This window comes from Aeromicrobium sp. (assembly GCF_032084975.1).
In the GTDB taxonomy this organism is placed as follows: domain Bacteria; phylum Actinomycetota; class Actinomycetes; order Propionibacteriales; family Nocardioidaceae; genus Aeromicrobium.
Genome location: NZ_DAMDLR010000074.1, coordinates 1 through 11,838, shown reverse-complemented (window position 1 = coordinate 11,838; position 11,838 = coordinate 1). Strand labels below are relative to the sequence as shown.

Genomic DNA, 11,838 nt, shown 5'->3' with positions numbered 1-11,838 from the left:
CGCCTGGCGGTCCTGCGCCGCGTCGTCCACGGCGGTGACGAGCGTCCCCGCGTCGTGGTCGCGCCCGTCCGCTCGATCCTGCAGCCGCAGGTCAAGGGCCTGGCCGACCTCGAGCCGGTCGAGCTGGTCGCCGGCCAGGACGTCGAGCTCGACGACGTCGTCCGCCGCCTCGCCGGTGCCGCCTACACGCGGGTCGACCTGGTCGAGCGGCGCGGCGAGTTCGCCGTGCGCGGCGGCATCGTGGACGTCTTCCCGCCCACCGAGGACCACCCGCTGCGCATCGAGTTCTGGGGCGACACCGTCGACGAGGTCCGCCGCTTCTCCGTGGCGGACCAGCGCACCCTCGAGCCGGTCGAGCGCCTGTGGGCGCCGCCGTGCCGCGAGCTGCTGTTGACCGACGAGGTCCGCGCGACGGCCGCCCGCTACGCGCAGTCACACCCGTCGATGGCCGAGCTCTTCACGAAGCTAGCCGAGGGCCATGCCGTCGAGGGCATGGAGTCCCTGGCCCCCGTGCTCGCCGGCGAGATGGAGCTGTTCGTCGACCTGCTGCCCGAGGGCTCGATCGTCGTCGAGAACGACCCCGAGCGGATCCGGGCACGAGCCGCCGACCTGTTCGCCACGAGCGAGGAGTTCCTGGCGGCCTCGTGGGCGGCGGCCGCCGACGGCGCCGAGAGCCCCATCGACCTGGGATCGGCCGGGTTCCACGAGCTCGACGACGTCCGCAAGCACGCGGTGACACTCGGGCTGGGCTGGGGCGAGGTCTCGCCCTTCGCGCTCGACGAGTCGCGCGTCGTCGGGGCCGAGCCGGCTCCGCAGTACCGCGGCGACATCGAGGCCGCGCTGGCCGACGTCGTCCGCTGGCGTGAGCAGAAGCGCCACCTCGTCATCGTCGCCCCCGCCCACGGCCAGGCCCAGCGAGCCGTCGAGTGGCTCGCCGAGCACGACGTCCCGGCCACCATCGTCGACCACGCCGACGGCGCGAACGGCGTCGAGCAGGGTGTCGTGCAGGTGGTCTGCGCCGACCTCGTGCACGGCTTCTCGTCCGAGTCCCTGAACCTCGTGGTGCTGACGCACGACGACCTCGTGGGCCAGCGTGCCGCCGAGCGCGTCGACCGGTCCTCGATGCCCGCGCGCCGTCGCCGCCAGATCGATCCCCTCGAGCTGAAGCCGGGCGACGCGGTCGTGCACGAGCAGCACGGCGTCGCGCGCTACGTCGAGCTGGTCAACCGCGTCGTGCACGGCGCGGCCCGCGAGTACCTCGTGCTGGAGTACGCGCCGAGCAAGCGCGGCCAGCCCGCCGACCGCCTGTTCGTGCCGATGGACCAGCTCGACCAGGTCAGCCGGTACGTCGGCGGTGAGTCCCCGAGCCTCGACCGCCTCGGCGGCGGCGACTGGCAGAGCCGCAAGAGCCGTGCCCGCAAGGCCGTCCGGCAGATCGCCGACGAGCTGATCAAGCTCTACGCGGCGCGCCAGTCCACGAAGGGGCACGCGTTCGGTCCGGACACCCCGTGGCAGGCCGAGCTCGAGGACGCCTTCGCGCACATCGAGACCCCCGACCAGCTGGCCACGATCGACGAGGTCAAGCGCGACATGGAGCGCACCGTCCCGATGGACCGGCTCGTGTGCGGCGACGTCGGCTACGGCAAGACCGAGATCGCGGTGCGGGCCGCCTTCAAGGCGATCCAGGACGGCAAGCAGGTCATCCTGCTGGTGCCCACGACGCTGCTGGTGCAGCAGCACTACGCCACGTTCGCCGAGCGCTTCGGCCAGTTCCCGGTCACGATCAAGCCGCTCTCGCGCTTCCAGACCGACAAGGAGTCCAAGGCGACGCTCGCGGGGCTCGCCGACGGCACGATCGACATGGTCATCGGCACGCACCGGCTGCTGCAGCCGGGCGTGAAGATCAAGGACCTGGGCCTGGTCATCATCGACGAGGAGCAGCGGTTCGGCGTCGAGCACAAGGAGGCGCTCAAGCACCTGCGCGCCGCTGTCGACGTGCTGAGCATGTCCGCCACGCCGATCCCGCGCACCCTCGAGATGGCGGTCACGGGCATCCGCGAGATGAGCACGATCGCGACGCCACCGGAGGAGCGCCACCCGGTCCTGTCGTTCGTCGGGCCGTACGAGGACCAGCAGGTCATCGCCGCCATCCGCCGCGAGCTGCTGCGCGAGGGTCAGGTCTTCTACCTGCACAACCGCGTGCAGAGCATGGAGAAGACGGCCGCCCGCATCCGCGAGCTCGTGCCCGAGGCCCGCGTGGCCGTCGCCCACGGCAAGATGGGCGAGCACAAGCTCGAGGAGGTCATGGTCGACTTCTGGGAGAAGCGCTTCGACGTTCTGGTCTGCACCACGATCGTCGAGTCCGGCCTGGACGTCTCGAACGCCAACACGATGATCATCGAGCGCGCCGACACCCTCGGCCTGTCCCAGCTGCACCAGCTGCGGGGCCGCGTCGGCCGCAGCCGCGAGCGTGCGTACGCGTACTTCCTCTACCCGCCGGACAAGCCGCTCACCGAGACGGCGCACGACCGGCTCGTCACGATCGCGCAGCACTCCGAGCTGGGCGGCGGCATGGCCGTCGCGATGAAGGACCTCGAGATCCGCGGAGCGGGCAACCTGCTCGGCGGTGAGCAGTCCGGCCACATCGCCGACGTCGGCTTCGACCTGTACATCCGCCTCGTGGGCGAGGCCGTCGCGGACTTCCGTGGCGACGCCGCCCCCGAGAAGGAGGTCAAGCTCGAGCTGCCGGTCGAGGCGCATCTGCCGCACGACTACGTGCCCAGCGAGCGACTGCGCCTAGAGATGTACAAGCGGCTCGCCGACGTCCGCGCCACGTCCGACATCGACGAGCTGCGCACCGAGCTGCAGGACCGCTACGGCCCGTTGCCGGACGCGGTCGAGGCGTTGCTCGATGTCGCGGCGCTGCGGGTCAAGGTGCGGTCGGCGGGGCTGACCGAGGTGACCTCGGCCGGCGCCAACATCCGGTTCACGCCGGTGGAGCTGAAGGAGTCCGCGAAGCTGCGGATCAACCGGATCTACCCCAAGAGCCTCTACAAGGAGGCCGTCAAGGTGCTGCTCGTGCCGGCTCCTCGCGCCGAGGGCATCGGCGGCAAGCCGCTGCGTGGTCGCGAGCTGCTGGAGTGGGCCGGGCGCGTCGTCGACACGATCACGGGCTGACGGGACGCGCGTACTCCGCGTACGCGTGGCCCCAGGCGCCGGCGGCGATGCCGGCTCCGCGGTAGACCACTCGCAGTCCGTCGGCGTCCCAGCGCAGCGAGCGGGTGGCCTTGCCGACGAGCCACTTCACGGTTCCCATCACGATGCGTCCCGCGCCGCCGGCGGTCAGGCGCAGTCGCGTGGCCAGCCGGGCGGGACCGGGCTCGGTGACCTGGAGCAGGGTGCGGCTCCAGCTGTTGCCCTTGCGGTACGAGCGCCGGAGCACCCATTCACGGGTCATCCGCTGCGGCGGGACGGCGTCGAGCACGAGCGCCTCGGCGCAGAAGCGGAAGCTCAGGCCGCGGTCGCGGGCCTCGTGGCTGAACATCGTGTCCGACCCGCCGCTGAGCCCGTACCGCAGGTCGAACCGCAGCGACTCGCGGTCGAGCAGGCGCTTGTCGAGCAGCAGGTTGTTCGTCGCGACGACGAAGATCTCGGTCCCGGTCGGGGGACACAGCCGGTCGAAGAACCCGCCGGCCAGCAGCCAGGGGTCGGGCTCGCCGGCGAAGTCGGACTCGACCAGGCCCAGGACGCCGAGCGTGCCGGGGTGCGCGAGGAACGTGTCGACCATGAGCCGGAGCCACTCGGTCGTGGGCCGCTCGTCGTCGTCGATGAAGACCAGCAGGTCGGTCGTGCACTCGTCGATCGCGCGGTTGCGGGCGGCGGCGATGCCGGGCGTCGCCTCGACGACGTAGTCGACGACCGTGCCGACGTGCGGCTCGACGATCGCGCGGGCCGAGGCCTCACGGTCGTTGTCGACGACCAGGACCTTGGCCTTGCCGCCGTACCGCTCCGCCTGGTCGACCAGGGCCGGCAGCGTGGCGGCGATGTCGTCCGGGCGCAGGTAGGTCAGCACGGCGATGGTGACGGACGGACTGGCGGTCTCGGACATGGCCGCATGCTACCGACGCCGAGGCGGCTCGAGGGCACGCTTCGACGATCGGGTGAGCCGTGTGGCCGATGGTGTCGACCCATCGGGTTCAGGCGGTGATGAGTTCTCGTTGGCGGGGTCGGTAACGGTGGTTGTGTTGCCAGGTGCCGCGGATCTGGAACTCCGGATGCCGGTCGACGAATCGGATCGGGATGTCGGTCTGGTGGACGTGTCGGTGGTGGTGTCCGCAGAGCAGGACGCCGTTGTCGATGGTGGTGTGTCCGCCGTCGGTCCATCGGGTGGCGTGGTGGCTCTCGCACCAGCCGGGTGGTCGGTCGCAGCCGGGGTAGGCGCAGCCTTGGTCTCGTTGGGCGAGGGCGATGCGTTGTTTCTGGGTGTGGAACCGCTTGGTCCGGCCGACGTCCAGGGGGACTGAGCTTCCGTCGAGGACAGCGGGCAGGATGCCTGCGTTGCAGGCGATCATGCGGAGCTCGCCGGCGCTGATGCTGGTGCCGAACTCGGTGACCCCGGCCCGGTCGGTCTGGCCGCGCAGCGCCTGTTCGTCGATCGTGACGACGAGCGCCGCGTTGACGCCGCCGTGGTTGCCGAACGACTCGGTGGGCAGGTGGCGGATGATCTCGGCGAACGCCTCGCCCGCCTTCTCGGCCGGCGTCAGGTCGCGGCGGTCCTCGACCGGCGTGACGTCGACGCCGGTCTTCTCCGCCTCGGCGAGTGCGCGTTTGCGGGGGCTGGTCTTGGACTCGATCACCGCGCGCAGCATGTCGGCGGTGAGTGCGTCGGTCTTGCCGCCGAACTTGACCAGGCCGGTCTGCTCGTCGGGTCGTCCGACCCAGAACTCACTCAACTGTCGTTGGGCGTGTTCCTCACGTTGGAGGCGCTTGTTCTCGATGTCATCCGCGCGCTTCACGTCGAGCGTCTCGATCGCGCGCTTGGCCTTGCGGGTCAGCTGGTCGGCCGTCATCTCCTGGGCGGCCTCGACCAGTTCGGTCTCGACCTGGTCGCGCTGCGCGGCCGTCAGATCACTGGGTAGCTCGTCGAGGGCGCCGGTGACGATCGCGGCCTTCGCCGTGGACATGCCCGGCTTCGCGAGCGCCTTCTTGACCTGGGGTGCGGTCTCGATCCGGGTGGCCAGCTTGATCTGCTTGGTCGCCTCACGCCGCGTGATCCCCGACCCGTTCGCGACCAACGCCGTCATGTCGACCGCGCCGGTGCCCTGATGGGCCTTCTTCTGCTCGGCGACCGCGAACAACGCCATCTTCAACGCCGCCGCCTCACGCTCCAGCGACTGCACCGCAGCCGCCTCAGCCGCCACCTGATCCGGGGTCAAGGACTCGAGGTCACGGGCACGCGCAGACGCCAGGAACCGCTGCCCCGACCTGAGCCCACCGATGACGTCCACGAATCCCCCGATTCACTCGAACTGATGTTCGAAGTCTACCGCATTGGGCCCAATGTGACAAGCACCCATTGGTCCAGCGACGGACTGTTCCTGATGTGACCAGTGAGGCCAATGAGGCCCGCGATGACAGTGAAAACAGCCCCTCCGGAGCGCTCCGCGGGTTATCGTCAGCCGTGACCGTTTCGGATGACCTCGAGCCGGCCGCCGCCGAGAGGCCGCGGTGGCGTCGCGTGGGGCGCAGCCTGCTGATCGTGACGGTCATCGTCGTGACGCTGGCGATCCTGGCGGCGCTGGGCACCGACTTCTGGTTGCGCAGCCAGCTCGGCGGCCAGGTCCAGCAGCTGCCGTCCGCGATGCCGGTGGGGGACCGGCCCGACGACGGTCCACAGGACTCGCTCAACATCATGCTGATGGGCAGCGACAAGCGGGCCGACGGCTCCATCGCGGGCCAGCGCAGCGACACGATGATGATCGTCAACATCCCTGCCGACCGCCGCTCGATCGGCTTCGTGAGCATCCCGCGCGACTCGTGGGTGCAGGTGCCGGGGCACGGTCCGGCGAAGATCAACGCCGCCTACTCCTGGGGCGGACCGGCCCTCGCGGTCGAGACGGTCGAGAAGCTCACGCAGGTGCGGATCGACCACGTCGCCGTCATCGACTGGGAGGGGTTCAAGCGCATGATCGACCTCCTCGGCGGCGTGCCGGTCACGATCCCGTTCACTGTGACGGACCCGTACAGCGATCGCACGTGGAAGGCCGGGAAGTACGAGATGGACGGCGAGACCGCGCTGGCGTACGTGCGCCAGCGAGCCGGCCTGCCGCGCGGCGACCTCGACCGCATCGAACGTCAGCAGGCCGTCCTGCGATCCCTCGCCCGCACGACGATGACCCGCTCGACCTTCACCAACCCGAAGCTGCTGTACGACGTGCTCGACGCCGTCACCGCCAACCTCGCGGTCGACGAGGGATGGACGGCGGCGGACATGCGCAACCTCGGCTGGTCCCTGAGGTCGGTCCGATCGAACGACATGGCCTTCACCATCGTCCCGCTGAAGGGACTTGGCATGGAACAGGGTCAGAGCGTCGTCTACCTCGACCGGCCCGAGGGCGAGGACCTCTGGCAGGCGGTCAGGGACGACCGGCTCGCCGACTGGATCGAGGAGACCGGCACGGGGCTTGATGACGTCGTCGACTGATCCGGTGCCGGTACTCTGACGCCATGTCGAAGACCCGCCTCGCCGTTCTCGGGCTCGCCGCGCTGCTGATCGCCGGCTGTGGCCCCGTCCACCCGGGCGCCGCCGCCGTCGTGGACGGCACCCGGATCCCCATGTCCGACGTCGATGACGTCGCCGCCGTCTACTGCGCCGCGTCCCAGTCCGACGGCTCGGCCGGGGCCCAGGCCGGGATCGACTCCGTCGGCCTGCGTCGCCAGGCGATGGCCGACCTGCTCGCCGGCGAGGTGGCCGACCAGATCGCGCGGGAGCGCGACTACGACATCCAGGTCCCCGCCGTGCCCGAGGCGGACCGGGCGCAGCTGGCGGAGATGTTCGGCGACGGACTCGACGACGCGCTTCGCCTGATCGATCGCAACCAGCGCACGTCGGCCATCGTCGCCGAGATGGCCCGCGAGCAGAACCCGCAGGTCCAGGACGAGGAGCAGCTGCTCCAGGCCGGCCAGCAGCTGCTCAGCCAGGCCGTCGCCGACGTCGACATCTCGGTCGACCCGCGCTTCGGCCTGGACCAGACGCTGCAGCAGGTCGCGCAGACCGGATCGCTCTCGGTAGCGGCGATCGACCTGGAGGCCACGGCGGTCGAGGACCGTCCCGCGGCGCTGCAGTGCACCGCCTGACGTGAGCCAGGAGTTCGACCGCCTCGTCGAGGTCATGCGCCGGCTGCGGGCCGAGTGCCCGTGGACGCGCGAGCAGACCCACGCCTCGCTGCGCCGCTACGTCATCGAGGAGGCCTACGAGACGGCCGAGGCGATCGACCTGGCCGACTCGGCACACCTGCGCGAGGAGCTGGGCGACCTGCTGATGCAGGTCGTCATCCACGCCGCGATCGCGGAGTCCGACGACGAGGGATGGACGACCGACGACGTCGTCCGCGAGATCGCCGACAAGCTGGTGCACCGCAACCCGCACGTCTTCGGCGACGTCACCGTCCAGTCGGCGGCCGAGGTCGACGCGAACTGGCAGCGGCTCAAGGCCGAGCGCAAGCAGCGCACCCACCCCACCGAGGGCATCCCCGCCGACCTGCCGGCGCTCATGGCCGCGGACAAGGTCCTCGGTCGCGTCGACCGGCCCGTCGAGGGCGATGAGCTCGGGGACCGATTGCTGCGACTGGTCGAGCAGGCCCGTGCCGAAGGCTTGGACGCCGAGGCCGAGCTGCGCCGGGCCACCCGTCGCCACGCCAACGGCTGATTCCCTCCGGGAAGTCCGTGGTGACTACGCCACGTCGTGCTTCGTCAGGTCGGCCAGGGCGTGGTCCCACGCGGCGTCGTACTCGAACTGGCGGGCCGGCGCGGCCGGTGCCACTCGGGTCAGGACGGCGGCCACGGCCGCCGTCACGACGGCGGCACCCAGTGTCACCACGGAGGTGGTCATCGCGTCCCAGACGGACAGCTGGGGTGCGACGACCACTCCGAGGAACACCAACAGCCCGGTCGCAGCGGTTCCGGTGATGCTATCCACGTTCATACGTTCCGATCTCCCTCAAGTCGGCCCCCCGTGGGGATGATCATGCACCAGCTGTGCAGGTTGTGGGCCAGATCCGCGGAGATTCTGAAAGTATCTGTTTACTCCGGTCGGCACGCCCGGCATTGCAGTGAGAAACGCCTGTCCGTCTCGGGTGCGGGATGTGCGGGAACCGTCCTGCTCTGCTCAGCGAGGCCCGGTCACGGGCGCAGCGGTACTCTCGACGCGTGGCCACCGCGGACTTCCCAGAACAGATCAAGAACCTTGGCGCGACCCTGACGTCGATCGAGAAGGTGCTCGACATCCCTGCCATGCGGGCCGAGATCGCCGAGCTGCAGGAGCAGGTGGGCGCCCCCGACCTGTGGGACGACCAGGCGAACGCCCAGCGCGTCACCGGCCGCCTCTCGGTGCTGCAGGCCGAGATCGAGCGCGTGACGACGCTGCGCCAGCGACTCGACGACGCCGAGCTGCTCATCGAGATGGCCGCCGAGGAAGGCGACGCCGAGTCCACCGCCGAGGCCGAGGCCGAGATCACCCGGCTAGCGGCATCGATCGACAGCCTCGAGGTCCGCACGCTGCTGTCCGGCGAGTACGACGAGCGCGAGGCCCTCGTCACGATCCGCTCCGGCGCCGGCGGCGTCGACGCCGCGGACTTCGCCCTGATGCTCCAGCGCATGTACATCCGCTGGGCCGAGCGGCACAAGTACCCCGTCGACGTCTACGACACCAGCTACGCCGAGGAGGCGGGCCTGAAGTCGACGACGTTCGCGATCCGCGCCCCGTACGCCTACGGAACGCTGTCCGTCGAGGCCGGCACCCACCGACTCGTGCGGATCAGCCCCTTCGACAACCAGGGCCGCCGCCAGACCTCGTTCGCCGCGGTCGAGGTCGTGCCGGTGCTCGAGGCGACCGACAACATCGAGATCCCCGAGGACGAGGTCCGCGTCGACGTCTACCGGTCCAGCGGACCCGGCGGCCAGAGCGTCAACACGACCGACTCGGCGGTGCGCCTGACCCACATCCCGACCGGCGTGGTCGTCAGCTGCCAGAACGAGAAGAGCCAGCTGCAGAACAAGGCCAGCGCCATGGTCATCCTCAAGGCCAAGCTGCTCGCGCTGAAGAAGGCCGAGGAGCGTGCCCACCTCGACGAGCTGCGCGGTGACGTGCAGGCGTCCTGGGGCGACCAGATGCGCAACTACGTGCTCAACCCGTACCAGCTGGTGAAGGACCTGCGCACCGAGTACGAGACGGGCAACACGCAGTCGGTGCTCGACGGCGAGATCGACGAGTTCATCGAGGCCGGCATCCGCTGGCGGCGGAACCAGACCACCGCGGCCTGATCACCCGATGCTGACGGTCTCCGGGATCGCGGGACTGCCCGAGATCCATGAGGGCGACGACCTCGCCGCCCTGGTCCTCGAGCGAGCCTCGTTGTCCGACGGCGACATCGTCGTCGTCACCTCCAAGATCGTGTCCAAGGCCGAGGGCCGGCTCGTGGCTGCCGCCGACCGCGAGGCGGCGATCCGCGACGAGACCGTGCGCGTCGTGGCCGAGCGTGGTCCCGTGCGCATCGTCGAGAACCGCCTGGGCATCGTGGCTGCGGCGGCCGGAGTCGACGCCAGCAACGTTCCCGAGGGCCACGTCCTGCTGCTCCCGCAGGATCCGGACGCGTCCGCCCGGCGGCTCGCCGAGGCCCTGCGCCGCGTCGCTCGTGTCGGGGTGCTCGTGTCCGACACCCTCGGCCGCGCCTGGCGACTCGGGCAGGTCGACGTCGCCATCGGCGCCGCCGGCGTCCGCCTCTTCGAGCGACCCGACCGCGACGCCGACGGGCGCCCCCTGGCCGTGACGATGCCGTGCGTCGCCGACGAGCTGTGCTCCGCGGCCGAGCTGGTCAAGCCCAAGGACGGCCACGTGCCGGTCGCGGTGGTGCGCGGCCGTGCCGACCTCGTCGGCGACCTCGAGCTGCCGGGCGCGCGCAGCATCGTGCGCTCGCCGGACGAGGACCTCTTCCGGACGGGCGGCTGACGTGCGCGTCACGGTGCTCGCCGGTGGGGTCGGCGGAGCGCGGTTCGTGCGAGGGCTCCGCGCCGCGCTCGGCGACGCGGACGACCACGAGATCACCGTGGTCGTCAACACCGGCGACGACCTGTGGCTGTCCGGCGTGCGCCTGCAGCCCGACGTCGACTCGATCCTCTACGCGCTGGCCGGGGTCAACGACACGGAGCGTGGCTGGGGACGCGCAGGGGAGTCCGAGCGCGTCAGCGCCGAGCTCCGCGAGTGGGGTGCGGGCTGGCCGTGGTTCACCCTGGGCGACCTCGACCTTGGCACGCACCTGGCGCGCACCGGCTGGCTGCGCGAGGGACTGACGTACACGCAGGTCGCGGAGCGCCTCGCCTCGCGCTGGCCGATCGGCGTGCGCCTGCTGCCGATGACCGACGCCGAGGTCGACACGTACGTCGTGGTCGAGGACGGCTCACGCCTGCACTTCCAGGAGTGGTGGACCCGGCACCGGGCCGCGCTGCGCGCGCTCGAGTTCCAGAACCCCGGCGTCGCCCAGGCGGTGCCGGCGCCGGGCGTGACCGACGCGATCGAGACCGCCGACGTGGTGCTGGTGGCGCCGTCCAACCCGGTCGTCTCGATCGGGCCGATCCTCGCGGTGCCTGGCATCCGGGACGCGCTGGCGCGGGCCCGTCGCGTCGTGGGGATCTCGCCCATCATCGGCGGCCGGGTCGTGCGGGGGATGGCCGACGCGTGCCTGTCCGCGATCGGCGTCGAGACCTCGGCCGCCGCCGTGGCGCGCCACTACGGCCGTCGCGCCGACGGTGGCCTGCTCGACATGTGGCTGGTGGCCGAGGAGGACGCCGGCCTGGCGCCGGACCTCGCGGCCGACGGGTGGGACGTGCGGGTCACCCCGCTGTGGATGACCGACCTCGAGAGGTCGGCCGCCCTGGCGAGGGCCGCCACCGCCGAGTGACCGGTCGACTCACATCCGGGTGAACGTGGGCCCCGCGCCCTCGGGGACGAGGCGGTCGTCCTCGACGACGTACTCGTCCGGGATCAGCGGTGCCTCGCGGTCCTCGTCGCACAGGACGACCTCCTCGGCCTTCGGGGTCAGCACGACCCTGCCCTGCGACAGCTGCCAGCGGCCCGGGAGCTCGACGCACGTGTCGGTGACGGTGAAGGTGTTGTCGTCCGAGAGCGTCAGCGTCAGCGGCTCCTCGCCGGGCAGCGGCACGGACTCCCATGCACCCAGCACCGGGAGGGTGTCCTCGGGGCCGATCGTCGCGGTGGACCCGGACGGCTCGGGATCGGCCGTCTCAGCGGCGCACCCGGCCGCGAGCAGTCCGGCCAGGACGAGTGCCATCAGCGTGCGCATGCCTCCACCGTAGCGAGGTCAGGCGAGCCGGCCGAGGACCGCGGCGGTGCGCGGACCGAGGGCCCCGACGAGGTGCTCGGGGCGGTCGACGTCCCGTCGCAGGGTCGAGGTCGCCGGCACCGGCAGTTCGGCGAACCCGGCCGCGCGGTGGCGCGCCCACGACCCGGGCCCGAACGCGGCGGGCAGGTCGCCCTCGCGGGCGGTGACCAAGGTGGTGCCCTGGCGCTCCTCGTCGGGCACGGCGCCGAGCGGGGTGTCCTCG

The 11,838-nt window shown here is 71.2% G+C and carries 12 protein-coding genes; 7 read left to right on the top strand and 5 right to left on the bottom strand.

Going from position 1 to position 11,838, the window contains the following annotated elements; translation table 11 throughout:
- Positions 1-3,177 (top strand): transcription-repair coupling factor (gene mfd / locus RT323_RS13795; RefSeq protein WP_313409522.1); only part of this gene is annotated, 3,177 nt, incomplete at its 5' end.
- Here mfd and RT323_RS13790 read toward each other — a convergent pair.
- Together RT323_RS13790 and RT323_RS13785 are read right to left on the bottom strand one after the other, a co-directional pair.
- Positions 3,167-4,108, bottom strand: a complete 942-nt coding sequence (locus tag RT323_RS13790) for a glycosyltransferase (RefSeq protein WP_292040472.1) — start codon at positions 4,106-4,108, stop codon at positions 3,167-3,169. The genes mfd and RT323_RS13790 overlap by 11 nt on opposite strands.
- Positions 4,109-4,196: 88 nt before the next feature.
- Positions 4,197-5,435 carry a DUF222 domain-containing protein gene (locus RT323_RS13785; protein WP_313409519.1) on the bottom strand — a complete coding sequence of 413 codons (1,239 nt, stop codon included), beginning with the start codon at positions 5,433-5,435 and terminating at the stop codon, positions 4,197-4,199.
- A 245-nt stretch (positions 5,436-5,680) separates the two neighbouring features.
- Between RT323_RS13785 and RT323_RS13780 the strand changes: the two genes are divergently transcribed.
- The 3 genes from RT323_RS13780 to RT323_RS13770 are packed head-to-tail and all read left to right on the top strand — an operon-like array spanning position 5,681 to position 7,927.
- Positions 5,681-6,703 carry an LCP family protein gene (locus RT323_RS13780; protein ID WP_313409517.1) on the top strand — a complete coding sequence of 341 codons (1,023 nt, stop codon included), beginning with the start codon at positions 5,681-5,683 and terminating at the stop codon, positions 6,701-6,703.
- Positions 6,704-6,726: 23 nt separating this feature from the next.
- Complete coding sequence (locus RT323_RS13775) at positions 6,727-7,356, top strand: hypothetical protein (protein ID WP_292040464.1); 630 nt, start codon at positions 6,727-6,729, stop codon at positions 7,354-7,356.
- Position 7,357: 1 nt separating this feature from the next.
- A complete protein-coding gene (locus tag RT323_RS13770; protein ID WP_292040461.1) occupies positions 7,358-7,927 on the top strand; it encodes a MazG family protein in 570 nt (189 codons plus the stop codon).
- A gap of 24 nt (positions 7,928-7,951) precedes the next feature.
- Here the strand turns inward: RT323_RS13770 and RT323_RS13765 are convergent, their stop codons facing one another.
- Entirely contained in the window at positions 7,952-8,197 is a 246-nt protein-coding gene (locus RT323_RS13765) for a hypothetical protein (RefSeq protein ID WP_313409515.1), read from the bottom strand.
- A 230-nt stretch (positions 8,198-8,427) separates the two neighbouring features.
- Here RT323_RS13765 and prfB point away from each other — a divergent pair, with 230 nt between their 5' ends.
- Genes prfB through cofD form a run of 3 tightly spaced genes read left to right on the top strand, consistent with a single transcriptional unit; the run spans position 8,428 to position 11,174 of the window.
- Positions 8,428-9,540 (top strand): peptide chain release factor 2, encoded by a 1,113-nt coding sequence (gene prfB, locus RT323_RS13760; protein ID WP_292040458.1) that lies wholly within the window; start codon positions 8,428-8,430, stop codon positions 9,538-9,540.
- A gap of 7 nt (positions 9,541-9,547) precedes the next feature.
- Positions 9,548-10,225, top strand: a complete 678-nt coding sequence (gene cofE / locus RT323_RS13755) for a coenzyme F420-0:L-glutamate ligase (RefSeq protein ID WP_313409513.1) — start codon at positions 9,548-9,550, stop codon at positions 10,223-10,225.
- 1 nt (position 10,226) lies between these two features.
- Complete coding sequence (cofD, locus tag RT323_RS13750; RefSeq protein WP_313409512.1) at positions 10,227-11,174, top strand: 2-phospho-L-lactate transferase; 948 nt, start codon at positions 10,227-10,229, stop codon at positions 11,172-11,174.
- A gap of 9 nt (positions 11,175-11,183) precedes the next feature.
- Here the strand turns inward: cofD and RT323_RS13745 are convergent, their stop codons facing one another.
- Positions 11,184-11,576: a hypothetical protein gene (locus RT323_RS13745; RefSeq protein ID WP_313409510.1), complete on the bottom strand. Its 393-nt coding sequence runs from the start codon at positions 11,574-11,576 to the stop codon at positions 11,184-11,186.
- 18 nt (positions 11,577-11,594) lie between these two features.
- Positions 11,595-11,838 (bottom strand): hypothetical protein (locus RT323_RS13740; protein ID WP_313409508.1); only part of this gene is annotated, 244 nt, incomplete at its 5' end.

Coding starts and splice junctions, on each gene's coding strand:
- RT323_RS13790 (WP_292040472.1), bottom strand. CDS start 4,108: ATGTCCGAGACCGCCAGTCCGTCCGTCACCATCGCCGTGCTGACCTAC.
- RT323_RS13775 (WP_292040464.1), top strand. CDS start 6,727: ATGTCGAAGACCCGCCTCGCCGTTCTCGGGCTCGCCGCGCTGCTGATC.
- cofE (WP_313409513.1), top strand. CDS start 9,548: ATGCTGACGGTCTCCGGGATCGCGGGACTGCCCGAGATCCATGAGGGC.
- RT323_RS13745 (WP_313409510.1), bottom strand. CDS start 11,576: ATGCGCACGCTGATGGCACTCGTCCTGGCCGGACTGCTCGCGGCCGGG.